General features: G+C 69.9%; 31 protein-coding genes. 13 read left to right on the top strand and 18 right to left on the bottom strand.

Translation table 11 applies throughout. The annotated features are described in order from the left end of the window. Positions 1-2 precede the first annotated feature (2 nt). The 4 genes from CBQ26_RS12590 to CBQ26_RS12605 all read left to right on the top strand — a co-directional run bounded on the left by CBQ26_RS12590 (position 3) and on the right by CBQ26_RS12605 (position 2,799). A complete protein-coding gene (locus tag CBQ26_RS12590; RefSeq protein WP_229844375.1) occupies positions 3-419 on the top strand; it encodes a hypothetical protein in 417 nt (138 codons plus the stop codon). Continuing rightward, a complete protein-coding gene (gene rsmG, locus CBQ26_RS12595) occupies positions 416-1,153 on the top strand; it encodes a 16S rRNA (guanine(527)-N(7))-methyltransferase RsmG (RefSeq protein WP_088248982.1) in 738 nt (245 codons plus the stop codon). The genes CBQ26_RS12590 and rsmG overlap by 4 nt, the downstream gene beginning before the upstream one ends. A 64-nt stretch (positions 1,154-1,217) precedes the next feature. After that, positions 1,218-1,967, top strand: coding sequence for a ParA family protein (locus CBQ26_RS12600; protein ID WP_088248983.1), 750 nt, complete (start codon positions 1,218-1,220; stop codon positions 1,965-1,967). Next, positions 1,951-2,799, top strand: coding sequence for a ParB/RepB/Spo0J family partition protein (locus tag CBQ26_RS12605; RefSeq protein ID WP_088248984.1), 849 nt, complete (start codon positions 1,951-1,953; stop codon positions 2,797-2,799). The genes CBQ26_RS12600 and CBQ26_RS12605 overlap by 17 nt, the downstream gene beginning before the upstream one ends. Positions 2,800-3,000: 201 nt before the next feature. Here the strand turns inward: CBQ26_RS12605 and CBQ26_RS12610 are convergent, their stop codons facing one another. The 3 genes from CBQ26_RS12610 to CBQ26_RS12620 form a co-directional block, all read right to left on the bottom strand. Beyond that, positions 3,001-4,440, bottom strand: a complete 1,440-nt coding sequence (locus tag CBQ26_RS12610; RefSeq protein ID WP_088248985.1) for a VanW family protein — start codon at positions 4,438-4,440, stop codon at positions 3,001-3,003. A gap of 46 nt (positions 4,441-4,486) precedes the next feature. Beyond that, positions 4,487-5,488, bottom strand: a complete 1,002-nt coding sequence (locus tag CBQ26_RS12615) for a YpdA family putative bacillithiol disulfide reductase (RefSeq protein WP_088248986.1) — start codon at positions 5,486-5,488, stop codon at positions 4,487-4,489. Between the two features lie 78 nt (positions 5,489-5,566). After that, complete coding sequence (locus CBQ26_RS12620) at positions 5,567-6,340, bottom strand: AIM24 family protein (RefSeq protein WP_229844370.1); 774 nt, start codon at positions 6,338-6,340, stop codon at positions 5,567-5,569. A 109-nt stretch (positions 6,341-6,449) separates the two neighbouring features. Between CBQ26_RS12620 and CBQ26_RS12625 the strand changes: the two genes are divergently transcribed. Then, the gene (locus CBQ26_RS12625; RefSeq protein WP_088248987.1) at positions 6,450-7,550 is read left to right on the top strand and encodes a GGDEF domain-containing protein; all 1,101 of its coding nucleotides are present in this window, start codon (positions 6,450-6,452) and stop codon (positions 7,548-7,550) included. Positions 7,551-7,560: 10 nt separating this feature from the next. Here CBQ26_RS12625 and CBQ26_RS12630 read toward each other — a convergent pair whose 3' ends face one another. From CBQ26_RS12630 to CBQ26_RS12650, 6 genes are all read right to left on the bottom strand, one after another. Further along, positions 7,561-8,073, bottom strand: coding sequence for a dihydrofolate reductase (locus tag CBQ26_RS12630; protein ID WP_229844371.1), 513 nt, complete (start codon positions 8,071-8,073; stop codon positions 7,561-7,563). Beyond that, a complete protein-coding gene (locus tag CBQ26_RS12635) occupies positions 8,057-8,491 on the bottom strand; it encodes a dCMP deaminase family protein (RefSeq protein WP_088248988.1) in 435 nt (144 codons plus the stop codon). The genes CBQ26_RS12630 and CBQ26_RS12635 overlap by 17 nt, the downstream gene beginning before the upstream one ends. After that, positions 8,488-9,306: an NUMOD3 domain-containing DNA-binding protein gene (locus tag CBQ26_RS12640; RefSeq protein ID WP_172418065.1), complete on the bottom strand. Its 819-nt coding sequence runs from the start codon at positions 9,304-9,306 to the stop codon at positions 8,488-8,490. Before CBQ26_RS12640 ends, CBQ26_RS12635 begins: the two co-directional genes overlap by 4 nt. Positions 9,307-9,325: 19 nt before the next feature. Continuing rightward, the gene (locus tag CBQ26_RS12645) at positions 9,326-10,120 is read right to left on the bottom strand and encodes a thymidylate synthase (protein ID WP_088248990.1); all 795 of its coding nucleotides are present in this window, start codon (positions 10,118-10,120) and stop codon (positions 9,326-9,328) included. A gap of 70 nt (positions 10,121-10,190) precedes the next feature. After that, positions 10,191-10,367 (bottom strand): hypothetical protein, encoded by a 177-nt coding sequence (locus CBQ26_RS21925; protein ID WP_172418066.1) that lies wholly within the window; start codon positions 10,365-10,367, stop codon positions 10,191-10,193. A 278-nt stretch (positions 10,368-10,645) separates the two neighbouring features. Further along, on the bottom strand, positions 10,646-11,101 hold the full coding sequence (locus tag CBQ26_RS12650) for a hypothetical protein (protein ID WP_088248991.1): 456 nt from the start codon (positions 11,099-11,101) through the stop codon (positions 10,646-10,648). A 161-nt stretch (positions 11,102-11,262) separates the two neighbouring features. Between CBQ26_RS12650 and fumC the strand changes: the two genes are divergently transcribed. The 4 genes from fumC (at position 11,263) to CBQ26_RS12670 (ending at position 14,407) form a co-directional block, all read left to right on the top strand. After that, on the top strand, positions 11,263-12,657 hold the full coding sequence (gene fumC / locus CBQ26_RS12655) for a class II fumarate hydratase (RefSeq protein WP_088248992.1): 1,395 nt from the start codon (positions 11,263-11,265) through the stop codon (positions 12,655-12,657). A 290-nt stretch (positions 12,658-12,947) separates the two neighbouring features. Beyond that, complete coding sequence (locus CBQ26_RS12660) at positions 12,948-13,127, top strand: hypothetical protein (protein ID WP_088248993.1); 180 nt, start codon at positions 12,948-12,950, stop codon at positions 13,125-13,127. 4 nt (positions 13,128-13,131) lie between these two features. Then, on the top strand, positions 13,132-13,857 hold the full coding sequence (locus tag CBQ26_RS12665; RefSeq protein WP_229844372.1) for a monofunctional DNA glycosylase: 726 nt from the start codon (positions 13,132-13,134) through the stop codon (positions 13,855-13,857). Positions 13,858-13,867: 10 nt separating this feature from the next. Next, positions 13,868-14,407 carry an AAA family ATPase gene (locus CBQ26_RS12670; RefSeq protein WP_172418067.1) on the top strand — a complete coding sequence of 180 codons (540 nt, stop codon included), beginning with the start codon at positions 13,868-13,870 and terminating at the stop codon, positions 14,405-14,407. A 66-nt stretch (positions 14,408-14,473) separates the two neighbouring features. On the opposite strand, the gene CBQ26_RS12675 is transcribed toward CBQ26_RS12670, so the two are convergent. From CBQ26_RS12675 to def, 3 genes are read right to left on the bottom strand one after another with little or no spacing between them, the layout of a single operon-like run. Beyond that, positions 14,474-15,088: an LURP-one-related/scramblase family protein gene (locus tag CBQ26_RS12675; RefSeq protein WP_172418068.1), complete on the bottom strand. Its 615-nt coding sequence runs from the start codon at positions 15,086-15,088 to the stop codon at positions 14,474-14,476. 16 nt (positions 15,089-15,104) lie between these two features. Continuing rightward, the gene (gene fmt, locus CBQ26_RS12680; protein ID WP_088248995.1) at positions 15,105-16,058 is read right to left on the bottom strand and encodes a methionyl-tRNA formyltransferase; all 954 of its coding nucleotides are present in this window, start codon (positions 16,056-16,058) and stop codon (positions 15,105-15,107) included. Next, positions 16,055-16,711 carry a peptide deformylase gene (def, locus tag CBQ26_RS12685; protein ID WP_172418069.1) on the bottom strand — a complete coding sequence of 219 codons (657 nt, stop codon included), beginning with the start codon at positions 16,709-16,711 and terminating at the stop codon, positions 16,055-16,057. The genes fmt and def overlap by 4 nt, the downstream gene beginning before the upstream one ends. A gap of 232 nt (positions 16,712-16,943) precedes the next feature. Here def and CBQ26_RS12690 point away from each other — a divergent pair, with 232 nt between their 5' ends. After that, on the top strand, positions 16,944-18,131 hold the full coding sequence (locus tag CBQ26_RS12690) for a tetratricopeptide repeat protein (RefSeq protein WP_088248996.1): 1,188 nt from the start codon (positions 16,944-16,946) through the stop codon (positions 18,129-18,131). A gap of 102 nt (positions 18,132-18,233) precedes the next feature. Here CBQ26_RS12690 and CBQ26_RS12695 read toward each other — a convergent pair whose 3' ends face one another. Further along, entirely contained in the window at positions 18,234-18,683 is a 450-nt protein-coding gene (locus tag CBQ26_RS12695; RefSeq protein ID WP_088248997.1) for a hypothetical protein, read from the bottom strand. Between the two features lie 84 nt (positions 18,684-18,767). Here CBQ26_RS12695 and surE point away from each other — a divergent pair, with 84 nt between their 5' ends. Further along, positions 18,768-19,547, top strand: a complete 780-nt coding sequence (gene surE, locus CBQ26_RS12700; protein WP_088248998.1) for a 5'/3'-nucleotidase SurE — start codon at positions 18,768-18,770, stop codon at positions 19,545-19,547. Between the two features lie 12 nt (positions 19,548-19,559). Here surE and CBQ26_RS12705 read toward each other — a convergent pair whose 3' ends face one another. The 5 genes from CBQ26_RS12705 to CBQ26_RS12725 form a co-directional block, all read right to left on the bottom strand. Beyond that, entirely contained in the window at positions 19,560-19,814 is a 255-nt protein-coding gene (locus tag CBQ26_RS12705; protein ID WP_088248999.1) for an antibiotic biosynthesis monooxygenase, read from the bottom strand. Continuing rightward, complete coding sequence (locus CBQ26_RS12710) at positions 19,814-20,677, bottom strand: LysM peptidoglycan-binding domain-containing M23 family metallopeptidase (protein WP_229844373.1); 864 nt, start codon at positions 20,675-20,677, stop codon at positions 19,814-19,816. Before CBQ26_RS12710 ends, CBQ26_RS12705 begins: the two co-directional genes overlap by 1 nt. A 62-nt stretch (positions 20,678-20,739) precedes the next feature. Continuing rightward, on the bottom strand, positions 20,740-21,204 hold the full coding sequence (locus CBQ26_RS12715) for a PaaI family thioesterase (RefSeq protein ID WP_088249001.1): 465 nt from the start codon (positions 21,202-21,204) through the stop codon (positions 20,740-20,742). 35 nt (positions 21,205-21,239) lie between these two features. Further along, a complete protein-coding gene (locus CBQ26_RS12720; RefSeq protein WP_088249002.1) occupies positions 21,240-21,833 on the bottom strand; it encodes a DUF2231 domain-containing protein in 594 nt (197 codons plus the stop codon). A 92-nt stretch (positions 21,834-21,925) separates the two neighbouring features. Further along, the gene (locus tag CBQ26_RS12725) at positions 21,926-22,897 is read right to left on the bottom strand and encodes a CobW family GTP-binding protein (protein ID WP_088249003.1); all 972 of its coding nucleotides are present in this window, start codon (positions 22,895-22,897) and stop codon (positions 21,926-21,928) included. Between the two features lie 96 nt (positions 22,898-22,993). Here CBQ26_RS12725 and CBQ26_RS12730 point away from each other — a divergent pair, with 96 nt between their 5' ends. Continuing rightward, complete coding sequence (locus CBQ26_RS12730; RefSeq protein WP_088249004.1) at positions 22,994-24,754, top strand: ABC transporter ATP-binding protein; 1,761 nt, start codon at positions 22,994-22,996, stop codon at positions 24,752-24,754. A 79-nt stretch (positions 24,755-24,833) separates the two neighbouring features. Next, positions 24,834-25,153: hypothetical protein (locus CBQ26_RS21355; RefSeq protein ID WP_216360362.1), on the top strand; the 320-nt coding region annotated here is incomplete at its 3' end.

A 25,153-nucleotide genomic window follows, 5' to 3' on the forward strand; every position in this document is an offset into this window, starting at 1 on the left:
CGGTGAAACACGGGGCGCCCGGTCCACAGCAGGGTGCCCCGCCGGAGGTCGCCATCACAGACACGTCACCCCCCACCCCACCCGCGGCGGACCGCCCGCTCAGCGACTTTCACCGTGGCCTGCTGCTGGGCATCCTGATCGGCGAGGGATCGTTCGGCGGGGACGGCCGCCAGCCCCAGATCACGCTGCGGATGCACACCCGCCACCAGCGCCTGTTCGAGCGGCTGCTGGAACTCGTGCCCGGCTCGAAACTGTACGGGCCGTACGACCATGGCGGCAGGCGGTATTTTCAGTGGATGGCACGCGGGCAGGTGCTGCGCGACACGCTGCTGCCCATGCTGGACGCCCTGCCGCTGGAGGACACCGATGAATACGTATACGAGAGGTACCAGGAAATGAAACTCAGGTACAAACTGTGACCCCCGAAGGCGAGGCGCTGCTGCGCCAGGGTGCGGCCGAACTGGGCCTGAACGTGGACGCGCGGGTGCCGGCCTTCGCCGCGCTGCTCGACCTGCTCGTCGAGGCGAACAGCCGCGTGAACCTGACCGCCCTGAAGACCGAGTCGGACATCGTCCTGAAGCACTTCGTGGATTCCCTCAGCTGCCTGCGCGGCGGACACCTGGACGGCGAGGGCCTGCGCGTGCTGGACATCGGCACCGGCGCCGGCTTCCCGAGCCTGCCGCTGGCGATCATGAACCCGCAGACGGACTTCACGCCGCTGGACTCCATCCGCAAGAAGATCGACTTCGTGCGGGCCGCCGCCGCCTCCCTGAACCTGACCAACGTCAGCCCCCAGGTGGGCCGCGCCGAAACGCTGGGCCGCGACGCCGACCACCGCGAGGGCTACGACCGCGTGGTGTGCCGCGCCGTGGCGGCCCTGCCCATCCTGGCCGAACTGGGCCTGCCGCTGCTGAAGACCGGCGGGCGACTCGTCGCGCAGAAGGGCCCCATCAGCGAGGACGAACTGCGTGCCGGCCGCCGCGCCGCCGGAGAGGTGGGCGGGCGCGTGACCGTCGTGGACGCCTTCACGCTGCCCGTCCTGGGCGACGCCCGCACCCTGGTCGTCATCGAGAAGACCGGCCCCACGCCCGCGAAGTACCCCAGGCGTGAAGGCGTGCCCAACCAGCAACCGCTATTCTGGACGGCACGGTGACACGCATGAGACTTCCAGGCAACCCTACCCACGCGGGGCGACCCGCCCCCACCCAGGCGGCCGCATGAAGGTCCTCGGCGTGGTCAACCAGAAGGGCGGGGTCGGCAAGACCACCACCGCCGTGAACCTCGCCGCGTACCTCGCCGCCGGGGGCAAGCGCGTGCTGCTGCTCGACATGGACCCGCAGGGCAACGCCACCAGCGGCCTGGGCCTGCGCGGCGCTGCCCAGGGCCTGTACGAGGCGCTGGGCGAACCGGCCCGCGCGGCAGAATTCACGCTGGACACCGCACAGGCGGGCCTGCGGGTCCTGCCCGCCACGCCCGACCTCGCCGGGGCCGGAGTGGAACTCGCCGAGGACCCGGACGCCCTGGCCCGCCTGCTCGCCAGCGTCAGCGGCTACGACGTGGTCCTGATCGACGCGCCGCCCAGCCTGGGGCCGCTGACCGTGAACGTCCTGGCCGCCTCGGACGCGCTGCTGATCCCGTTGCAGGCCGAGTACTACGCCCTGGAGGGACTGGCTGGCATGATGGAAACCGTCGAGCGCGTGCAGGGCGGCCTGAACCCGCGCCTGAAGGTGCTGGGCGTCGTGCTGACCATGTTCGACGGCCGCACGAACCTCTCGCAGGAAGTCGAGAGCATGGTCCGGCAGCACTTCGGGGAACTGGTGTTCTGGTCGGTCGTCCCGCGCAACGTGCGCCTCTCGGAGGCGCCCAGCTACGCCAAACCCATCAACGCCTTCGCGCCGCTGTCCGCCGGGGCCGCCGCGTACAAACGACTGAGCGAGGAGGTGATGCAGCGTGTCGAAAAAATCTAGCCTGGGACGCGGCCTGGACGCCCTGCTGGCCCGCCCCGCCGAACCGCAACCCGAGGCGGGCGGCCCGCAGGTGCAGACCCTGAAGATCACCCAGATCGTGCAGGCCGCCTACCAGCCCCGTCAGGTGTTCGCGCCCGAGGCGCTGGCGGAACTCGCGCAGAGCATCCGCGACAAGGGCGTGCTGCAACCCCTGCTGGTCCGCCCGCGCGCCGAACACTTCGAGATCGTCGCCGGGGAACGCCGCTGGCGCGCCAGTCAGCTGGCCGGCCTGACCGAGGTTCCTGTCATCATCCGCGACCTCGGGGACCGAGAGGCGCTGGAGATCGCCATCGTCGAGAACCTCCAGCGCGAGGACCTCGGCCCGCTGGAAGAGGCCCGCGCGTACCAGACCCTGATGGAACAGGGCCTGAACCAGGAGGGCGTGGCGCAGGCGGTCGGCAAGAGCCGCAGCGCCGTGTCGAACGCCCTGCGCCTGCTGACCCTGCCCGACGCCGCCCTGCGCGCCCTGGACGCCGGGCAGATCAGCGCCGGGCACGCCCGCGCGATCCTCTCGCAACCCGACACGGACCGCGCCTGGGCGCTCGAGCAGATCACCAGCCGCAACCTGAGCGTCCGGGACGCCGAGGCCCTGAAACGCGAACGCCGCGCCGACGCGCCCGTCAAGGTGAATCCGCCGCGCGCCTACCGGCAGCTGGAACTGGACCTGAGCCGCCGCACCGGCACCCGCGTGCGCATCACGGGTGAGGACCGGGGGCGCGTGGAACTGAACTTCGGGTCCCGCGAGGAACTCGACCGCCTGCTGAACCTCCTCGGATACGCCGCCGAGGAATAGGCACGGGGATGAACGGGGAAGGGGCCGCGTCATGCTTGCGCGGCCCCTTCCCGTTGCGGCTGCTCACAGCGGTTTCCAGTTCCATTAAAGGGCCAACAGCACGCCCTTCAATTCCACTTCCAACCGCTGTTGTGGACGGCTTCTCGCTTCGCTCGTTTCAGGGGTGCTGAGGGAACCCCTCAACACCCCTGAAAACCGCTGTCAGCGGCCCACGAGGAAGATGTTCGGCCAGGGGCGGTACGTGCTCTTCAGGGTGTCCTGCTTGAACACCTTGCCGCCGCGCACGAAGGACCGCGTGACCTCGATCACGGCGCCCGGCGCGGCCCAGTCCACCTGACGGCGCTGCCCGGCCGGGACGCTGGCGTCCGGAATCAGGCGGTCGCGGGGTGGGGGGGTGGTGCTCAGGGTCTTCGGCGCGCCGATCTGCACCATGAAGTCACGCGCCTTGCCGAACACGTGGACGGTCAGGCGCGATTCCTGGTCGTTCCAGTCGGTCTGGAACCACAGCGCGCCGCCCGTGTCGTTCGTGAAGCGCAGGTCCAGGCTGGGCTGGTAGATGCTGGCGTCCAGTCCCTGCGGATCGTAGTAGCGCACCTGATACGAGTGGTTGCGGCGTTCCAGGATGGGCAGGCCCGCGCCGTACAGCGCGCGGAACACCGTGGTACTGACCTGACAGATGCCGCCGCCCACGCCGTCGGCGGTGCGTTCCCCCGAGATGACCAGCCCGGTTACGAAACCCGCGCCGGTGGTGATCGGGCCGACCATCTGATTGAACGAGACGGTCCGGCCCTCCACCAGCCGGTCCTGGAAGGGCCGCGACCCGACGTGGATGTTCGTCACGCGCGCCGGGCTGCTGCCGTAGTAGTTCGTCTCGCCGGTCCCCAGGTGCGCGGTGACACCACGCGACAAGAAGAAGCTCAGGGTGCGTTTAGGTGCGGTCTGCGCGCCCAGCACCACGTTCACCTTCACGCCGCGCGGGTCCTTCAGGGCGGCCAGCAGGTTCGCGCGGGTCCGGTCCATGTTCACGGACAGGCCGTTGCGCTGCACGACCGCCCAGCCGCTCCACAGTTCCTCGAAACGGGCGTCCTGCGGGGTGGTGGGCAGTTCCCGCACGAAGCGTTGCAGGTCCGCTTCCAGGCTTTCGGTGATCACGCCGCGCTGCCGCAGCAGCTCCACGCGCTTGCCCGGAATGGTCAGGGTCCGCGTGAACGGCACGGTCGTCTTCTTGCCGTTCACCAGCGCCGGCCACTGCGCCTCGACATTGATCAGCAGCGGGGCCGTGATCTTCGCCGGGGCGGGCGTGATGACCGGGGTGGGCACCGCCGGGGCCGGGACCGGGGTGGGGGAGGGCGCAGGCGTGGGGTCCGGCGCTGGGGTCACAGGCGCTGGGGTCACCGGCGCAGGCGTCGGCTCTGGCGCCGGAGTGACGGGCGCGGGCGTGACAGGAGCCGGCATGACAGGCGCTGGTGTGACGGGGTCCGGGTTCACGGGAGCGGGGCCGGGCGGCAGGGCCGGAATGCCCGGCGCCGTCTGGGCAGGCGGCGCCGGGACGGTCGGCTGGGTGGCCCCCGTCTGCGCCACGCCTCCCGTTCCGCCCAGCAGGAGTGCGCTCAGGAACCATATGCGGCGGGACCGGATCATGCCCGGCAGTATTTCACGGGCCGCGCGCCCCGCCATGAGGGACCGTTCAGCCGGGCTGGAGGTCGCGCTGCCCGGCCAGCTGCCGCTCGATCTCGGCGATGGCGGCCACGGCGTGGTGACGGCCGTTCTCGATGAACACCTGATTGGTCTTTCCGGCGAAGCCCGCGCTGCCCACCACGAACAGGCCCGGCACGCTGCTCTGGTAGTGGTCGTCGAGGACCAGGCACTCGTCCGGCTGCGCCGCGAGGTTCAGGTCCGACAGGAACGACAGGTCCGGGCGGTACCCGGTCAGCGCGAACGTGAAGTGCGTGGGCAGCGCGAACAGCTGACCGTCCGGGCCGCGCACCTGCACGTGATCCCCGGCGATCTGCACGACCTGCGAGTTGAAGTGCGCGGTGATGCTGCCCTCCCGGATGCGGTTTTCCAGGTCCGGGCGCACCCAGTACTTGATGGTGCTCTTCAGTTCCGGGGCGCGCACGACCATGGTCACGTTCGCGCCGCCACGCCACAGGTCCAGCGCGGCGTCGGCGGCGCTGTTCCCGGCTCCGATCACCGTGACGTTCAGGCCCATGAACGGGTGCGCCTCGGTGTAGTAGTGGCTGACGTTCTCGCCGTCCTCCCCGGGAATGCCCAGCGGCATGGGGTTGTCGTAGTAGCCGGTGGCGACCACCACGCGCCGCGCCTCGACCACGCCGGGCGTTCCGTCCCGCGTCTCGACAGCCAGCGTGAAGCCCGCCGGGGCGGCGTGCACGCGCGTGACCTCGGTGTACTGCTCGACGTTCAGCGCCTCGCGCTGCGTGACCAGCCGGTAGTACATCAGCGCGGCGCGGCGGTCGGGTTTGTCGTGCCCGGTGACCATCGGGTGATTGCCGATCTCCAGTTCCGGCGCGGTCGTGAAGAACGTCATGTACGTCGGGTACTCGAAGATGGCGTTCACGACGCAGCCCTTCTCCAGCACCACGTAACTCAGGCCCGCGCGTTTGCAGGCGATGGCGGCGGCCAGACCCACCGGACCCGCCCCGACAATGGCAACATCAACCAGACTCATGCCCGGCATTGTGCCAGTCCCGGCAGGCCCGGACTGCGGGACAGGCACGGTGGACGCCCGGCCGCCCGCAACCGGCGCTCAGGTCAGGCCCGTACTGGCCACCGACACGTTGCGGTGCGTGGGGGTCAGGAACACCGTGCCGGTCCCGCTGATCACGAACACCAGCCCCTCGCCGCTGCGCATGGCGTTGCGCACGCCGCGCACCAGGGGCCGCAGTTCCACCCGCAGCGACGCGGAGTACATCAGGATCATGTCGCCGTCCACGATCACCGAGTCCCGCCCGTTCAGTTCGATCACCTCGACCTCCGAGACGGGCACCGGCGACTCGACCACGAAGATGCCCCGTCCGGTCAGCTTGGGCTGCCGCAACCCGTTCCCGGACAGCGCGCCCGACACCGTGTTGTGCGTGTGCACGCCGAGCTGCATGGTGTCCTGCGCGAGGTAGAAGGCCCGGTCGTCCAGGATCATGTCGTCCCCGGCGTCCCCGGTGGACTCCGCAATGATGAAGTGCCGCCGCGTGGGTTCCGTCCAGACCTTCCCCTGCCCGGTGAAGCGCGTGGCGAAGGCACTCTCGCCCGTCCCGGCGGTCGCGATGGCGCGGCGCAGGAACCCGCCCTGCTGCTGCTGCTCCACGGCCGCCTGCACCTGCCCCACCGAGTACTGGAACGCGCCCGGCTCGATCAGCACGCCGCTGCCGTGCAGTTCCGCCTCGACCGTGAACCGGCCGTCCATCTCGCGGGACTCGTTCAGGCCGTCACTGCCGTGCGAGAACCGCGTGACGTGCGTCAGCGCGTGAATGCGTAACGTCAACCCGTTGCCCTTCTGCTCCTGCACCAGCTGCATGTGACCCATAGCGGGCAGTGTAACCGGCGGACCTCCCGCTCCAGGCCCGTTCAGGGCGGGCGCTGCCCCGCACGGGGGCAAGACGCGCCGCCCCGCACCCCGTAAGCTGAGGAGCACCATGAACGCCCCCCCCCGGCCGCGGCCCACTCCGCCCACCCCGGAGAAGCCGCTGCTGCCGCCCGACGAACTGCGTCGCCGCGCGTACCTGGTGGCACTCATCGGCGGGCTGGCCGTCCTGATCATCGTGTACGCCGTCGGGCAGCTCCAGGGGCGCGGGGACCTGTACACCACCGTGTTCGTTCCGGCATTGACCGTCATGGTGCTGTTCAGCACCGGCTGGCTGCTGGCGCGCCGGTCCGTCACGTTCATCGAGCGCGCCGTGTTCCTGTGCATGAACGCCGCGCACTTCGCGCAACTGCTGGAGCAGTCGTTCGGCCCCGATCCGAACGCCCTGGCCCGCAACGACTCGCCGTACTGGATGCTCGTCACGATCTGCATGGTCGCGCACCTGATCTACCGCACCCGCCTCGCCGGGCTGTACAGCGTCGCCGCGTACCTGCTGAGCTGCGCCCTGCCGCTCGGCGGACTGCTGCTGACCGACCAGCCGGTGTCGGCCGATCTGGTGCGCGTGCAACTGACGGCCGGCATCACCCTGGTGTTCGTGCACGCCCTCTCGTGGTACCGGGGGCAGTTCGAGGCGCAACGTACCCGCCTGCTTCTCGCGCAGCAGCTCGCGTACACCGACCAGCTGACCGGCCTGCCCAACCGGCGCGGCCTGTACCCGGCCGTGGAGGCCCTGCTGACCCCCGGCGCGGGCGGCGCGGTCCTGCTGCTGGACCTCGACCACTTCAAACGCGTGAACGACCAGCACGGCCATCAGGTCGGCGATCAGGTCCTGATCCTGGCCGGACGGCTCATGACCGACGTCCTCGGTCCGGCCGGACAGGTCGGCCGCTGGGGCGGCGAGGAATTCCTGGCCGCGCTGCCCGCCACCGGCGACACCCCCGCCCACGAGCAGGCCGACCGCCTGTGCCGCGCCTTCGCCGCGCACGACTGGCCCGGCGTGGGCCACCTGACCGTCAGCATCGGCCTGACCGTCACCCGCCCCGGCGATACCCTGCCCGCCCTGATCACCCGCGCCGACCACGCCCTGTACCGCGCCAAGGCCGCCGGCCGGAACGGCTGGAAGGCCGACACGGACCCCCACCCCCCCGGCTGACGCCCGACCCTTAGCTGCGGATCAGTGTGCGGAACGTCAGGTCGAACGGGTTCGCGTCATCGGCCGCGCGCTGCGTTTCCTGCGTGACCACCCAGCCGCTCCCCAGGTCCGGCATGAACGTGTCCCCGTCCAGCCGCGCGTGAATCAGCGTCAGCTCGAAGCGGGTGATCAGCGGCAGGAACAGCGCGTACACCTCGGCCCCGCCGATGATCGCCACCTCCGGCACGTCCCCGGCCAGGGCCAGCGCCTCCTGCGGCGAGTGCGCCACCTGCGCGCCCGGCGCACTGAACGCCCCGTTACGGGTCAGGACGATGTTCTTCCGCCCCGGCAGCGGCCGCCCGCCCAGCGAATCCCACACCTTCCGGCCCATCACGTTCGGTTTCCCGCGACTGTGCGAGCGGAAGTGCGCCAGATCCGCCGGCAGATGCCACGGCATCCCCCCGCCCCGCCCGATCACGCCGTTCTCGGTCACAGCCACAATGCCGACCAGTTCCGGCCCCATCTGCTCAGGCCCCAGGGACATGCCGCACCTCAATCCCCGCATCCCGCAGGATCTGCTCACCGCTCGGCAGGCCTGACTCTACCCGCACCGACTCCCGGTACGCCGACTCGAAAATCACGCGCCCCACCCGCCGCGAATTCACGATCAGCCGCGCACACGCCGCGCACGGCTCATGCGTCACGTACAACGTATGCCCCTCGCCGTTCCAGTTCGCGGCCAGCAGCGCATTGACCTCCGCGTGAATGAACCCGCTGTGCCCCTGCTCCAGACTCTCACGCTCGTTCGGCTCGCCCGCCGCGCGCCCGTTGTACCCCACCCCCACCACCCGGTGATGCCGGTCCAGAATGCACGCCCCCACCCGCACCTTGCTGTCCGCACTCCGCGACGCCCACAGCCGCGCCGTCGCCAGCCCCAGCTCATCGAAGGACGGACGGGTCACAGGGTCTCCCGGTGATCCTGCTGCGGCAGGGCGTAAGCGTACGCGTACTTGGGCGATTTGATCCGGTAGATCACCAGAGCAGGCGTGACCCCGAGGTGCCGGGCCGCCGCAGTGACCGATGGGAACCGCTGGGCCTCCACCTGAACGGGACGGGAATTCGTCGGTGTTCGTCCTCTGTTGGCCATCGCCAGTTTCTCCTTCGTTGCTGCACTGTGGGTGCGGCCGTGGAATGGATTGCGCTCGCCCGTTCGGGCCGAGGCGAGTTCCGACAGTCGAGCCCGAGTCTCGGGGGACCGTTTCAGACCGTAATTCGGACTGTCCTTCCCCCTCTTCACCGTCAGGCGCGACGTCTCGGACATTTTCCGCCGACTCTCCTCACTGTGGGTTCGGCCGTACATGCCGTTCTTCTCACCGGGGCAGCCATAGAGACGAATCCGCTCCTGCGCACTCAGGCTCCGCATGAAGCGCGCCGAGGAGGCCCTGCGGCGGGTCAGGATGGCCTCCCGATCCGGATGGTGCCGTAACAGGTCCCCGCCGCTGGACACCCGGCTGACGTTGTACCTCAGTGGGTCTTCCTGCGCCAGTCTGGCCGTCTCGATATCAACCGCTTCACTGAGACTGCATACCGTCACGATATGGAACGAGAAGGCCTGCGCGCCGTACTTGTTCCACGCCCGCTGAAGAAAGACGCAGTGGTGCCGCCCGCACCGCAGATCAGAACGGTGCTGGCGAAAACGACTCCGGAAGCACTCGGTGCGCCCCACGTAATACCGGCCGCTCTCACGGTGGCGAATTTCGTAGATTCCTCCGGTCACGTCGCCCTCCCCACTCACGTCAGACGGAAACGGCCATCTTGATATGAGGATGCGCCTTGTACCCTTCAAGTCGGAAATCTTCGTATTTGAAATCGAAAATATCCTTGACGTCTGGATTCAGGTGCATCACGGGGAGGGGGTGCGGCTCGCGCGTCAACTGTTCTTTCACCTGATCAATGTGATTCAGGTAGATGTGCGCGTCCCCGGACGTATGAATGAACTCACCGGGTTCAAGGCCCGTGACCTGCGCGACCATCAAGGTCAGCAGGGCGTACGAGGCAATATTGAACGGCAACCCCAGACCACAATCGACCGATCTCTGATACAGCTGGCAGCTCAGCCGCCCGTCCGCGACGTAGAACTGGAACATGGTGTGGCAGGGCGGCAGGGCCATGTCGTCGATCTGCGCCACGTTCCAGGCGTTCACGATCAGGCGGCGGCTGTCCGGGGTGCGTTTGATCTGCTCGATCACCTGCGCGATCTGGTCGATGCTGCCACCGTCCGGGGTGGGCCAGCTGCGCCACTGCACGCCGTACACCGGGCCAAGCTCGCCGTCCGGGGCGGCCCATTCGTCCCAGATGCTCACGCCGCGCTCCTGGAGCCACCGGACGTTGCTCTCGCCGCGCAGGAACCACAGGAGTTCGTAGATCACGCTTTTCAGGTGGACTTTCTTGGTGGTGACCAGTGGGAAGCCGTCGCGCAGGTCGAAGCGCATCTGCGCGCCGAACACCGAGCGGGTGCCGGTGCCGGTCCGGTCGGTTTTCACGGTGCCGTGCTCCAGCACATGCCGCATCAGATCGAGGTACTGCTTCATCAACAGCAGTGTAGAACGCTGAGGGCGGTACTCTCCCATGTCTGAGAAAATGCCGCCCTGAACGCAGAAATTACAGTTTCAGAAGGTATGCCAGCAGCGCAGTGAATGCAGCGAGAGCGGCAAGCTGGCGTGCCGAACCGGAGAGAAACGCGAAGATCTGAGCGAAGGGGAGTGTCATGCCCAGTGCGTGCAGTAACAGCATGAAGGCGAGCAGGCCGAAGAGAGCCAGGGAAGCGGAGTCGGTCATGGGTCCGTGTATCTCCATGCCCATTCAATCGGCGCAGGCAGGCTTAGATTGCGTGGGCAATAGTGAGGGAATGCGCTCCCGTCGGAAGGAGTGCGATCTTGAAAACGCTGTTGTGAAGGCATGGACGGCTGACTTTCAGAGGTGGCCGTCTTTTTTCATGGTGGTGCTGTGCGTCCCATGTGCGCGAAGAGAGGCGGGTTGCCTGCGCCTGAAAGAATTATAGAGCGGCACTCCGGTGTTGAACTGTCAAACCGGAGTGCCGCTGCGCGTGGCTGGGTTTATTTCTTCTGGAGGACGTCGACGGCGTAGTAGCAGGGGTCGTTGTCGCAGGCGGCCATGACGACTTCGACGGTGTAGTCGGCGGTCTTGGTGACTTTCACGCTGACGGCGGGAACGTCGTCTTCTTCCTCGTCGGTGGCGATCAGGTTGCCCTTGGCGTCGTAGACGTTGATGTCGAGGTCGCTGCAGTCCTCGTCGCAGACGCCGTAGATCAGGTACTCGCGGCCGCTGGTCAGGGTGTACACGAGTTCGGTGTCGCTGTCGCCCTCGTCGAGGAAGTTGATGTCGAGCATGTCGGCGTTGACGGTCTTGTAGCCCTTGCCGAGGTAGAAGGTGGTGCTTTTTTTCAGTTCGGTCTGGATGGCTTTTCTGGCGGCGGTGTCGGTCTGCGCCTGGGCGGTGGGGGCGAGGGGCAGGGTGAGCAGCAGGGTGCTGAGGATGATGCGGGCGTTCATGCGGACCTCCGGGGGGACGGGGATGAGGATGCGGGCGGACCGCTCCAGCGTACCTGTGCGGGCGGTCAGGTGCGTGCGGGGTTGCCGCAGCGGGTCGGGTGTCGCGTTCCCCGGTTCGTGACAGGCCTCCGGTCGGGGCTGGGCCTTTAGACTCAGGTGCTATGACCAACATTCGTAAAGAGTCGGACACGATGGGCACCCTGGACGTGGACGCCAGCCGTTACTGGGGCGCGCAGACGGAGCGCAGCATTCACAACTTCCCGATCGGGCGGGACACGTTCGTATGGGGCCGTCCGGTGATCCGGGCGCTGGGCATCCTGAAGAAGGGGGCGGCGCAGGCGAACGCGGAACTGGGTGAACTGCCGCGCGACGTGGCGGACCTGATCGTGCAGGCGGCGGACGAGGTGATCGCCGGGAAACTGGACGATCACTTCCCGCTGGTGGTGTTCCAGACGGGGTCGGGCACGCAGAGCAACATGAACTCGAACGAGGTGATCAGCAACCGCGCCATCGAGATCGCGGGCGGCGAGATGGGCAGCAAGAAGCCCGTGCACCCGAACGATCACGTGAACCGGGGTCAGAGCAGCAACGACACCTTCCCGACCGCCATGCACATCGCGGTGGTGCTGGAACTGAACGAGCGGCTGTACGGCAGTGTGGGCAAGTTGCGCGACACGCTGCACGCCAAGGCGCAGGAGCACGCGGGGCTGGTGAAGGTGGGTCGCACGCACCTTCAGGACGCCACGCCCATCACGCTGGGGCAGGAGATCGGCGGCTGGGTCGCGCAGCTGGATTACGCGCTTGAGCAGGTGCGGCACGCGGGCGAGGGTCTGCTGGAACTGGCGATCGGCGGGACGGCGGTGGGGACCGGACTGAACGCGCACCCGCAGTTCGGTGATCTGGCCGCGCAGAAGTACGCCGAGGAGACGGGCTTCGCGTTCCGCAGCGCGGAGAACAAGTTCGCGGCCCTGAGCGCGCACGACGCGCTGGTGCAGACGTCGGCGGCCCTGCGGACCCTGGCGGGCGCGCTGATGAAGATGGCGAACGACGTGCGCTGGCTGGCGAGCGGCCCCCGCAACGGCATCGGCGAGATCGTCATTCCCGAGAACGAGCCGGGCAGCTCCATCATGCCCGGCAAGGTGAACCCCACCCAGTCCGAGGCGATGACCATGGTCGCCACGCGCGTGTTCGGCAACGACGCCACCGTGGCCTTTGCGGGCAGTCAGGGCAACTTCCAGCTGAACGTGTTCAAGCCCGTGATGGTGCACGCCGTGCTGGAAAGCATCCGTCTGATCAGTGACGCCTGCCTCGCGTTCAACGACAACTGCGCGGTCGGTATCGAGCCTGCCTACGAGAAGATCGAGCACAACCTCTCGATCAACCTGATGCAGGTCACGGCGCTGAACAAGCACATCGGGTACGACAAGGCCGCCGCGATCGCCAAGAAAGCCCACAAGGAAGGCAGCAGCCTGAAGGAAGCGGCCCTGAGCCTGGGTTACGTCACGGACGCCGAGTTCGACGAGTGGGTCGTGCCGCTCGACATGACGCACAGCTGAACCCGGCTGCGGGTGGGGGAGGGGACCAGCGGGTGCGGGCCTCTCCCTCGACTGCATGACCCTTCCCTGCGCCTGCCTGAAAAAAGCCTTGCTGGAGGGCAATTTTCGAAAGCCCCGCATAGGATTGACATCCCGTGCATTCCGCGCTACATTGAAGAAATCAAGGTACACCTCCGAAGCCGCCCCGCAGGGCGGGTTTTTTGTTTCGGGTGCCGGTGGGCGGGGGCTGCGTTAAGGCGTCCTGATGTGCGCGCCATCCAACCCCGCCCCCGCACGCGCAAGCTGAGGGCATGAGCGACGAGCAGAAGACCGGCTACGACCCCGCCAACACCAGCCCCGCCGAGGGTCAGAGCCGCGCCATTCCCGACGCGGCCAAAGGGAAGGACCCGAACATTGACCCCGCCGCGAAACCCGAACCCGCCGAGGGAGGCCGGGACGAGGTGGAAGGCAGCGCCCCCAGCCAGTCCTGAGGTTGTGACGACTGAAGCACCCCTGAACGTGGCCCGCCCGGACGACGAGCGGCTCGCGCTGCTCGTGTGGATCAAGGACACCCTGCGGCCCGAGTACGGCGAGCGACCCCTGAAGCCCCGCCGCGAGCCGCTGCACGAGCTGATCAGCACCATCCTCTCGCAGCGCACCACGCACGCCGACGAGGAAGCCGCGTACCGGGAGCTGCGGACGCTGGGCGACTGGGACGCCATCATCGCCGCGCCGGTGGACGCCGTGGCACACGCCATCCGCCGCAGCAACTACCCCGAGAGCAAGGCCCCGCGCATTCAGGCGACCCTGGCCGCGCTGCGCGACTCGCCCGGCGGGTACGACCTGAACTTCCTGCGCGACCTGCCCGTCAAGGACGCCCTGAAGGTCCTGACGGACCTGCCCGGCGTGGGCATCAAGACCGCCAGTCTGGTGCTGCTGTTCAATTTCGCCCGGCCGGTCTTCCCGGTGGACACGCACGTCCACCGCGTCACGACCCGCGTGGGCGCCATCCCGAAGATGGGCGAACAGGCCGCGCACCGCGCCCTCCTGAAGCTCCTGCCGCCCGACCCGGCGTTCCTGTACGAACTGCACGTGAACCTGCTCCGGCACGGCCAGCGGGTGTGCTCGTGGCACGACCCGAATTGCGGCGCGTGCGTGCTGCGCTCCCGCTGCGACGCCCACGCGCAGTACGGGGATGGGGTGCCCGCCTGGAAGGGGTGAGGCTCACCTCATGAGCGACGCCTTCCTGATCATGGGGCCACCGGCAGCCGGGAAGAGCACGGTGGCCCGGGCACTGATGCGCCGCTTTCCGCGGGGCGTGCACATCCCGGTGGATGACGTGCGGCACATGGTGACGTCCGGGCTGGTGGACATGAGCTTCGAAATCAGCGACGAACTGCTCGCCCAGCTGGCGCTGGCGCACGAGGCCGCCGCGCTGATGGCCCGCACGTACACGCGTGCCGGGTTCGTCGCCGCGCTCGATGACTTCTGGTTCGGGGAGCAGCCAGAAGCGGACTACCAGCGCCTACTCGGGCCGGGCCTGCACTGCGTCCTGCTGCGCCCCCAGCGGGCGGCGGTGCTCGAACGGCTGGCGGCGCGGGGGACGGACGGGGACAGTTTCCGCCCCCTGCTGGAGCAGGCGATCGCGTTCGTGGACGATGAACTGGAACGCCATCCGAAGGTGGGCTGGCACGTCATCGACTCCACCCGGTTGACGGTGGAGGAGACCGTGGACGCCATCCTGCACGCCACGGGCGTCCAGCCGCGCTGAAGACGGCGTAACCCGGCGGCAGGAAAGCCGCTGGGGCGGACAGGTCAGGGATGCTCTTCTGGGCGCTTACCCGCGTTCGCGTTCGCGCAGGATCAGCTGGATCAGGCCCAGCAGGACCAGTTCGTCGTCCTGACCGGACTGGGGTTGGAGTTCCTGCACGGTGAAGCGGCGCGACAGGAAGCTGCGTTTCTTGTGCACGCGGTACGCCGCCTGCCCGCCCGCGTCGGTGACGGTGTAGGTGGGGTTCACGAGGTAGTCGAAGCCCATGGCGATCAGGTCCCCGATGAACGGCACGGCGCCGATGGCGCCCTCGACGACGCTGAGCCAGGGCTGGTCGTCGCGGATGGTGAAGCGCGGTCCGTCGTCTGGGCCGAGCAGGTCGTAACTGGCTCCCCACAGGGTCCGCAGGCCCTGTGCCTGGAGCGCGCCGACGGGGCTGCCGTCCGCGCGGCTGATGAGGCGGCGGGCCTTCCAGTCGAGGGCGCCGGCGAGGAACCCCTGGGCTTTCATGGCGTGCGTCTGCTCGCGGCGGCCCTCGTCGCGGTACACGCGGACCTCGTCACGGACGCTGAAGGTCTTTTCCTTCACCATCGCGACGAGGGTGCCGCTCGCGTCCGTGACGCGCAGTTCGGTGAACAGACTGAACTTGAATTCCAGCGTCAGGGGAAAGGTGAGCTTCACGCTGTCCCCTACGGGATCAGGGGGCGGCGGGTTCCCACAGGTCCAGGCGGGTGCCGCGCGTCACGCCCGCGCCCTGCGCCCAGGTGTGGGCGGGCTGGGCCTTGCGGGCCTCGGGCTGCACGGTGCGGATCAGCACGGCGCCCGTCTGTGCGGCGACGGTCAGGCCGCCCTCGGTGACGCCCAGCACCTCGCCGGGCTGACCGGACCCGGCCGTGACGCTCAGGCCGCCGAGTTTCAGGCGCGCGCCGCCCAGGAACGCGGTCGTCTGCGGCCACGCGGCCACGCCCCGGTGGCGGTTCACGACCTGCGTGGCCGTGTCGGTCCAGCGGACGAAGCCGTCCTCCTTGACCAGCATGGGCGCGTGCGTGGCCTGCGCCTCGTCCTGTGGGGTGGGCTGCAGGCCGTCCAGGTCGGACAGTGCCTGCACGATCAGCCGGGCCGCCTGGGCACTCAGGGCGTCCGCCAATTCGAGGCTGGTCCACTCGGGCGCGACCGGCAGCGCCTCCTGAAGCAGGACCGGGCCGGTGTCCATGCCCTCGTCGGTCTGCATGATCGTGGTGCCCGTTACCGCCTCGCCGTTGATCAGCGCCCACTGGATCGGCGCGGAGCCCCGGTACGCGGGCAGCAGGCTGGTGTGCGTGTTCAGGAACCCGTAGCGGGGAACCTCCAGCACGCTGAGGGGCAGGATCTTCCCGTACGCGCAGGTGACGGCCACGTCCGCGCCGGAGTCGCGCAGGGTCGCCTCGAAGTCCGGGTTGCGGCGCAGCTTCTTGGGCTGCGCGAGCGGCAGGCCCAGTTCGGCCGCGCGGGCCGCGACGGGCGGCGGCGTGAGTTTCAGGCCGCGCCCCACCGGCTTGTCCGGCTGCGCCACGACCAGCACGACCTCGAAGCGCTCGCGGATCGCGTCCAGCACCGGCAGGGCGAAGGCGGGTGACCCGAAGAACGCCACGCGCGGCGGGCGGCCGGTCATGCGCGCTCGGCGCGGCGGCGCTGCTCGTGCGCGGCCAGGTCGTTCAGGAACGTGCGGGACTTCTGCCCGATGGCCAGCAGCTCCTTGCGGTAATCCTCGGTCACCTCGGCCGGCAGGCGGTCCAGGAACAGCACGCCGTCCAGGTGATCGGCCTCGTGCTGGAACACCCGCGCGAGGTAATCGTCCGCCTCGACCACGCGGCTCATACCGTCCAGGTCGGTGTAGGACACCTGCACGGCGCGGGCGCGCGGCACGCCCTCCTCGTAGATGCCGGGAATGCTGAGGCAGCCCTCCTGGTACGAGCGGTCCTTTTTCTTGTTGATGACCTTCAGGACCGGGTTGAGCATCACGAATTCACGCAGCACCCGCGAGCGCAGGTTGTCGTCGCCGCCCTCGTTCTCTTCCTCGTCGTCCTCGTACTCGACGGCCACGAACATCCGCACGGGCAGCCCGATCTGCGGGGCGGCCAGTCCGACGCCACGCGCCTCGAACATCGTTTCGAGCATGCTGTTCGCCACCTGCCGCACGGTCTGCGGATCGAAGCCCGGCACGGTCAGCGTGTCGGTGGCCTGCAGGGGCTTGGCTTTGCGGCGCAGCACCGGGTCGCCGTACAGGCGCAGCGGGTACACGCGGGGAGAATCGAGGTCCGTCACAATGCTCTGTTTTACCAGACGGGCGCCCCCACGACCCTGCCGCTGATCCCAGTCCAGCCTTGTCTCCCCGCGCCCGGCGGTCCCCGGCGTGCCGGACGGATGGCGGGAGCATGAACGGCCCCTCACGCAAGTTCGCCCCTGAGCGTCAGGTAAGCGTGATTAAAATGACCACCAGTCAGTTGAGAGTCCGCCCCTTCCCGCTCACCCGGCGCACGCCGCCCCAAGGAGACGCATGACCCCTACCCGCCCCACCCTGATCCTGACCCTGACCGCCGCCCTGCTGGGCCATGCCAGCGCCCAGACCACACCGGCCCAGACCGCCCCCGCCGCTCCGGCCACCACGCCCGCCCCCACCAGCCTGCTCACGCAGACCCAGGGCGCCGCGCAGGCCGCCGCCGAGGCCCGCGACCTGATCCTCAAGGCCCGCAGCGCCTACCCCAAGGGCAGCGCCAACATCGACCAGACCCTCTGGAAACAGGCCGCCGCCGCCGCCGAAACCGCCGTCAGCGCCGCGCCCGGCAACCCCGACTACCTGAAACTCCGCGCGCAGATCTACACCGAAGTCGGCTTCTGGCGGCAGGCGGAACTCGCCTGGAACGCCTACTTCCGCGCCGCCCCCGCCGCCGGAACGCCCGAATCGCAGCAGGCAGCCGCCGTGCAGTACAACCTCGGGTACGCCGCGTACACCCGCAACATGCCCGACCAGGCCGCCACCTTCTTCGCGGCCTGCCTGCAACTCGACCCGAACAGCGTCCCCTGTGCCACCTGGGCCGCCCGCACCGCCCTGGAAGCCGGAAACTACACCCAGGCGCAGACGCTGTACGCCCGCGCCCTCACCCTGAACCCCGCCGACAAGACGCTAACGTACTTCCAGGGCCTCGCGCAGAGCGCCGGCCGCTACGGCCCCGCCGCCACCCGCGCCTTCAGCCGCGCCTACGGCGACCTGGACGCCGGCCGCAAGACCCAGGCCCTCGCCGGATTCCAGGAAGCCGCCCGCAGCGCCCCCAACTTCACAGAGGCGCAACGCGAAGCAGGCCGCCTCGCCCTGGAACTCGGGAACACGCAGGCCGCACTGGACGCCTACACGGCCCTGAACGCCCTGCCCAGCCCCACCGCCGCCGACAAATTCAACCTCGCGCTGGCCACCGAGGCGCAGCAGTACGGCCTGAACGCCGTGCAGACCCACCGCGCCGCGTACCAGAAGTACACGGCCGGTGACCGCGCCGCCGCCGAAACCGGATTCCTGGCCGCCACTCAGCAGAACCCCCGCTACGCCAAGGCCTGGGCGTGGCTGGGCCGCGTACGCTACGAAGCTAAGAACTACGCGGGCGCCGCCGAGGCCTACACGCAGGCCGTGACCCTCGACCCGACCGACAGGAGCAGCGCCTACTACCTGAAACTCGCGCAGCAGGGCAAGTAACCCCGGCGACCTGAATGGGCGGCCCTGTCGGTTACAGGGCCGCCCATCACCCATCACCCATCACCCATCACCCATCACCCATCACCCATCACCCATCACCCATCACCCATCACCCATCTGGCAGCGGTACGTGGCCCCCTGCCAGTCGAACTTCAGGCCGAACAGCTTCCAGGTGCCCAGCAGGCCCGCCAGCGTGACCCGCCCCAGCAGCTGCCCCTGCGTGACGTAGCGGGCGAACAGGCCGCGCACCTGCGGGGCGTTCTGACCGGCCTGCAACAGCGTGTGCGCGGCGTCGTTCGTGTCGAGGTTCACCACGCGGTAGTACAGCGGCCCGCTGCCCTGCAAGGTCAGGGACGCCCGTAACTCCGGCTGCCCCGCCGCCTGACAGGCCAGCCACTGAACCTTCAGAGGCCCCTCGGAACGTGGGCGGGCGACCTCCGCGTGCGGCAGGAGCGGGCCGCCCTGGGCCACACCGGCACCCGGCAGCGCCCGAACGAGCAGGGCCGCGCCCAGCCGTCCAGTGATCAGCCCTGCCGGTAGCGTCAACGACACGCGCAGCCTCGCCCCGTCCCCTTCATGCTTCACCATACGCCGGCCGGGCGAACCCATGACCGGCCACGCGCTACGCTGCCCCCCATGAGCAACCCTGCCCCCCGCCCGCGCATCCTCGTGGCGAACGACGACGGCATCTTCAGCCCCGGCATCAAGGCCCTCGCCCAGGCCATGAGCACCTTCGCGGACGTGATCGTCAGCGCCCCCGACGTCGAACAGAGCGCCGTCGGGCACGGCATCACCATCCGCCGGCCCCTGCGCTTCAAGCACACCGCCAGCGCCGGCTTCGGCGACATTCCCGCCTACCGCGTGGACGGCACGCCCGCCGACTGCGTCGTGCTGGGCGTCCACCTGACCGGTCAGCCGGACCTCGTGGTCAGCGGCATCAACCTCGGCCCGAACCTCGGGGACGACCTGACCCACTCCGGCACCGTCGCCGCCGCCATCGAGGGCATGAGCCTCGGCGTGCCTGCCATCGCCTTCAGCCAGCGCGCCACGCCCGCCGGCGAGTACGACTTCGCGCCCGGCGCCGCGTACGCCGCCCGCCTCGCCCAGGAAGTCCTGACGCGCGGCCTGCCCCCCCGCACCCTGCTGAACGTCAACTTCCCCGCCCGCACACCCTCAGGCGTGCGTGTTACCCGCGTTGGCGAGCACCGCTGGGAAGACCGCCTCGTCACCCGCCACGACCCCGAAGGCCGCGAGTACCACTGGGTGTCCGGCACCAGCACCGCCCCCGACGCCCACGACCCCGACACCGACTACGGCGCCGTCGAGGCCGGACTGATCAGCGTCACGCCCGTCCGCATCGACCTGACCGCCCGCGACCTGCTCGGCGACCTCGCCGGATACGTCCCGCAGCTGTAACAGCCAATAGGGTCAGCGGCTGGCCTGCACCTGAAACACCCAGGCGCGCACGCCGTCCGGCACCGGCAGGGGCGGCGCCTCGCCCGCCCAGCGGCTGGCGACCAGCGTCAGCTCCGGCTGAGCGGCCGAGAGCAGCAGCTCGGCTCCCAGGAACCCGGCCTGACCGGCCAGCGCGTCCAGAAAGGCGTGCAGGGCGGCGCGGGCCGCCTCACCCTTCCCCTCGGCATAGTGGACGCAGGCGGCCGGAACGCGGTCCTGGGCGGGCATCAGTACAGGCTCAGGGGATCGCGCGGGTCCCAGCGCAGGTACGTGCCGAAATGCAGGTGCGGCCCGGTGCTGCGCCCGGTGTTCCCGACCCGCCCGACCGGCTGGCCGCGCACGACCAGCTCGCCCTTCTTCACGAGGTTGGCGCTCAGGTGCGCGTAACGGGTGATCCAGCCGTCCGGGTGTTCCAGCACGACCGTCCAGCCCCAGCCCCGGTCGAAGTCCGGGCGGGATTCCAGCACGCGGCCCGAACGGGCGGCGCGGACCGGGGTGCCGACCGGCGCGACGATATCCACGCCCAGGTGGTCCTCGCGCACGCCGTCCAGCACGCGCGGGCCGTAGCCGCTGCTGACGCCGTGGTAGCCCGCGACCGGCCACAGCCACCCGCCGGACCGGCCGGACGAGCTGGCCGCGCGGACCGTTGCGGCGCTGCGGGCCGCCGTGCCGGAGGCCGCCGGGGCAGGGGAGGGGGCGGCGTTGCGGGCGGGAATGGTCAGGCGCGCCCCCACCCACACGGCCTTCCCGCCCTGGTAGGCGGGGTTGGCGCGCAGCAGGGCGTTCAGGCTCAGGCCGTAGCGGGCGGCGATCACGGACAGGTTCTCACCGCTCTTCACGGTGTGCGTCCGGGCGGGCAGCGTCCGGTCCGGCAGGGTCAGCACCCACCCGGCCTGCACCTGATCCGTGCCGCGCAGGCGGGCGTTCACCGCGCGGATCTGCGCGGCACTCACCCCGGCGCGCGCCGCGATGCCGCTCAGGGTGTCGCCCGGCTGCACCCGGTACGACGTGACCGCCTGCGCCGACACGCCCAGGCACAGCAGCAGGGCCGCGCCGCGCAGGGACCGCTGGAAGGACTGCCGTTCGTTCACGCCGCGCAGCATACCCGCTCCCGACTGACGGAACCTGAGCGGCCCACCGGGCTGCCGTTCCCTCACGCGCCGGTGGCGATGACGTTGCAGGTGCAGCGCGCCAGACTGGTCACGCGGCCCCGCTCGTCGCGGATCTCGACCGTCCAGACCATCATGCTGCGCCCCCGGTACGCCAGGGTCGCCTCGCCCGTCACCCAGCCGTCCGTCACACCGCGCACGTGCGTGCCGCTCAGGTCCACGCCGACCGCCACCTGCCGCGTCGGGTCCAGGTTCAACCACGACCCCACGCTGGCCAGTTCCTCGGCCAGGGCGAGGTTCGCGCCGCCGTGCAGTCGTCCGGCCGGCTGGCGGTTCCCCTCGACCGGCATCCGGGCCACCAGCCGCTCACGGCCCGCCTGAAGGAACTCGATGCCGATCCGGGCGCCCAGCGTGCCCTGAAGGGCGTTCATGCGGCCCGCCAGCGCCTCGGGCGTCAGCGTGTCGAGTTCATGCGCGGTGGGGAACAGCAGGTCCGGGTGCAGCGTCATGCCCGGATGCTACCGCCCCCGCCCGCGCCGGCGGGTCAGCCCTGCCGGTGCGCCAGCGTGCGGCCCACCCCCAGCCCGTGCCGGTACACCAGTTCGCCGCCCAGGAACCCGCCCGCGACCGCCACGCCCAGCGCCGCCCCGGACAGGGCCTTTCCCAGGCCGCGCCGCCCCCGCCGCCGCGCCAGCAGCGACCCCACGTTCAGCACGAACGCCGCCTCGTTCAGCGCCCCATGAATCAGGCCGGTGCGCCGCGCCTGCCCGCGCGTGTTCGCCCAGTCGGCCCAGCCGGTCGCGATGGTCCCCACCGCGCCCAGCGTGCCCAGCAGCAGCGCGCGGTCCGCCGCCGCGTCGTTCGCGCCCGGCGACCGCGCGGGCAGGTGATCGAGCGCCGCCGCGATCATCCACCCGCCCAGCGGCAGGTGCACCAGAATCGGGTGCAGCGGATGCCCCAGCCACTCGCCGTGCAGGGCGTCCGTCACGCCGGGCGGCAGGGTCGCCTCCGCGCCGCGCAGCAGCGCCTGAAGCGTGTCGGCCACGCCCTCCAGCGCGTCGTGGTCACTGACGGCGTCCTCCAGGACGTGGGCAGGCGGAACGTGGGCGGGTGGTCGGGACCGGAGCGGGTTCAGCATGAAAGACCTCCTGTGAGGCCCTCACCGTAGGCCCGCGCCACCCCGCCGCGCGTGCGAGACGACTTCAGGTTCGTTCATGCCCGGCCCCGGCGTCAGTCCGGGATCAGGTCCGCCGGGTCCGGCGTCAAGCACGCCTCCCACGCCCCCTCGAACTCCGCGCGGTCCAGGCCACGCCCGATCACCACCAGTTCGGACGTGCCGTCCCCGGCGTCCCAGGCGTCCGCCGTGAACAGGTCCCGCACCGCCTGGAACAGGATGCGCTGCGGGTACCCGAACAGGTCCAGGAACCCCTTGGCGCGCAGCACCTCGGCCGGGCGGGACAGCAGGAAATCGGTCATGAACCGCTGCCAGCGGTACGGGTCCAGCGGCCGGTCCGCGCGCAACGTGAACGACTTCAGGCCCGGCGTGTGCGCCGCGCGGGCATCCACGCCGTCCAGCACGCGCGGATCGAAGTCGTCGCGGGCCAGCAGGGCGTCCGCGTCCACCTGACCCCGCTCCACCCGTTTGATGTCCGCCAGCGGATTCACGCCGCGCAGCACGCCCTGCGCGTGATCCAGCAGCGCCGGGTCCGCCTGATCGGTCTTGTTCAGCACGACCACGTTCGCGTACGCCAGTTGCCGCGCCGCCTCCGGATGCTCCCGCAACGTCTGAAGCGCGTGCCGGGCGTCCACGACCGCCACCAGCGTCGTCACGCGGAATGCCGCGCGCACCGACCGTTCCAGCAGCGTCGTCAGGACCGGCGTCGGGTCCGCCACGCCCGACAGTTCCACCACCACCGCGTCCGGCTTCTGCTCGCGCATGGCGATCGTCACCAGCGCCCGCAGCAGATCATCCCGCCCCGTGCAGCACAGGCACCCGGCCGTCAGTTCCGTCACGTCGTCCTGAAGCCGCTCGATGAGTGAACCGTCCACGCCCTGCGCGCCGAACTCGTTCACGATCACACCCAGCCGGTGCGGCAACGACCGGATCAGATGATTCACCAGCGTCGTCTTCCCCGCCCCCAGAAACCCACCCACCACGATCACCGGAATGCGTTCATCAGGGCGGTCGGCAGGCACAGTCATGCCGCGCAGGATACGGGGTGAACGGCGCGGGAAATGGAACGGGGAAGGCGGGACTCCTCACAGGTGCGGGCGCGCGGGTGGCGTAGCCTCGGGCCCATGCCTGCCCCCTTCCCGTCTGTTCTGCGCCGCCTGTACGGTCTGCTGGGTCCGTACCGCCGCACGGTGGGTCTGGGCCTGCTGCTGCTGACCCTGGGCGGGGCGGCGGAACTGTACCCGCCGCTGGTGTGGATCCGGGTGGTGGATCAGGGCATTCCGGAGCGGGACTGGGTGTTCATCGGGGGGCAGCTGGCGGTGCTGGTGGGGGTGTTCGCGGCGCAGCAGGCGCTGTCGGCGTGGCGGGGGCTGCTGCTGGAGCGGGCGGGGCAGGCGTTCACGCGGGACCTGCGCCTGACGCTGTACGGGAAGTTGCAGGGGCAGTCGGCGGCGTACTTCGAGGCGCAGCGGACCGGGGACCTGCTGGCCCGCGTGACGGGCGACGTGGACGCCCTGCAGGACGTGCTGGTGCGCGGCACGGACGCCGTGCTGGCGAACGCCCTGCGGCTGGTGGGCGTGATCGGGATCTTCATTGCGTTGCAGCCGCTGCTGGGCATGGCGACGACCATCCCGATGATCGTGGTGGCGCTGATGCTGCGCCGTTACGCCCGCACCGTGCGGCCCGCGTACCGCGCGGCGCGCTCCCGCCTGGGCGACCTGAGCGCCCTGATCGCCGACCGCCTGAGCGGCATCCGCGTGGTGCAGGGTTTCGCGCGCGAGGATGCCGAGGCCGCCCGCATCGGCGCGCTGGGCGAGGAACTGTACCGGGTGGGCGTGCAGGCCGTCACCATCCGCAACCGCGCGTTCCCGCTGGCGCGGTTCGTGGGGAACTTCGGGAACGTGATCATGCTGGGCGGCGGCGCGTGGCTGATCATGGCGGGGCAGTTCACGCTGGGCGGCCTGCTGGCGTACCGGGGGTACGGGCGGTACTTCTACGGCCCCATCGACGACCTCGTGAACATCGGTGACCTGCTCCAGCGGGCCGAGGCGAGCGGGCGGCGCGTGTTCGAGGTACTGGACGCGCCGGTGCCCGTGCAGGACCGTCCCGGCGCGCGGCCCCTGCCGCTGCCGGTGCGCGGGCAGATCGACTTCGAGAACGTCACCTTCGGGTACGACCCGGCCCGCCCGATCCTGCGCGGCGTGACGCTGCACGTCCCGGCCGGGCAGCGCGTCGCCCTGCTCGGCGAGAGCGGCGCCGGCAAGAGCACCCTGCTGGGCCTCGTGACCCGCACCTTCGACCCGCAGGAGGGAACCGTGCGCATCGACGGGCATGACGTGCGCGACCTGACCCTGACCAGTCTGCGGCGCGGCGCGGTCAGCATGGCGCAGGACACCTTCCTGTTTCACGACACGGTGCTGAACAACGTCACCTACGCCCGCCCTGACGCCACCGCACCCGAGGTCCAGGCCGCCCTGCGCGCCGCGCACGCCCACACCTTCGTCCAGGCCCTGCCGGACGGACTGAACACTGTCGTCGGGGAACGCGGCGTGAAACTCTCCGGCGGGCAACGCCAGCGCCTCTCCATCGCCCGCACCCTGCTGGCCCGGCCCACCCTGCTGCTGCTGGACGAACCCACCAGCGCCGTCGACGCCGAGAGCGAAACGCAGGTCGTCGCAGCCCTGACGGAACTCATGCGCGGCCGCACCGTCCTGATCGTCACGCACCGCCTCAGCCTCGCCCGCACCGCCGACCGCGTCATCGTCCTGTCCGGCGGCCAGATCGTCGAGGACGGCCCCCCGGACCTCCTGCGACAGCGGAACGGCGCGTACACCGCACTGGAACGCGCCTCGGGACTGGTGGAAGCGGGGGAGATCGTGACCTGAGACTGGCCGTAGTGAAACGGTTGGTCAACTTCGCCCCACGTCAACTGACCTGCCGGTTACTGTGACCCCAGGAGGAGCGATGGAGTACCAGCGCAAACCACAGCGGCCAGTACCCGCTACCCGGCAGGCCAGCACCCATACCCCGGACCCGCCCGCCCCGGCACACCTGGAAGCGCAGCGGCACACGCTGCAACGCTTCACGGCCCGCCCGCAGACTGCGCAGCGACAGGCCGCCGCGCCCGTGCTGCGCGCCGCAACCTTACAGCGCCAGGAAGAGGGACGCCTCGCCAGCGAACGTGACACCATCCAGCGACAGGTAGCTGCCCTGGGCAACGTTGCTCCCGTCCAGCCGCAGACCCAGTCACTCATTCCTGCCAAGCCCGTCACGCCGTCCGACTG

The sequence above is a fragment of the Deinococcus indicus genome, assembly GCF_002198095.1.
Classification (GTDB): Bacteria; Deinococcota; Deinococci; order Deinococcales; family Deinococcaceae; genus Deinococcus; species Deinococcus caeni.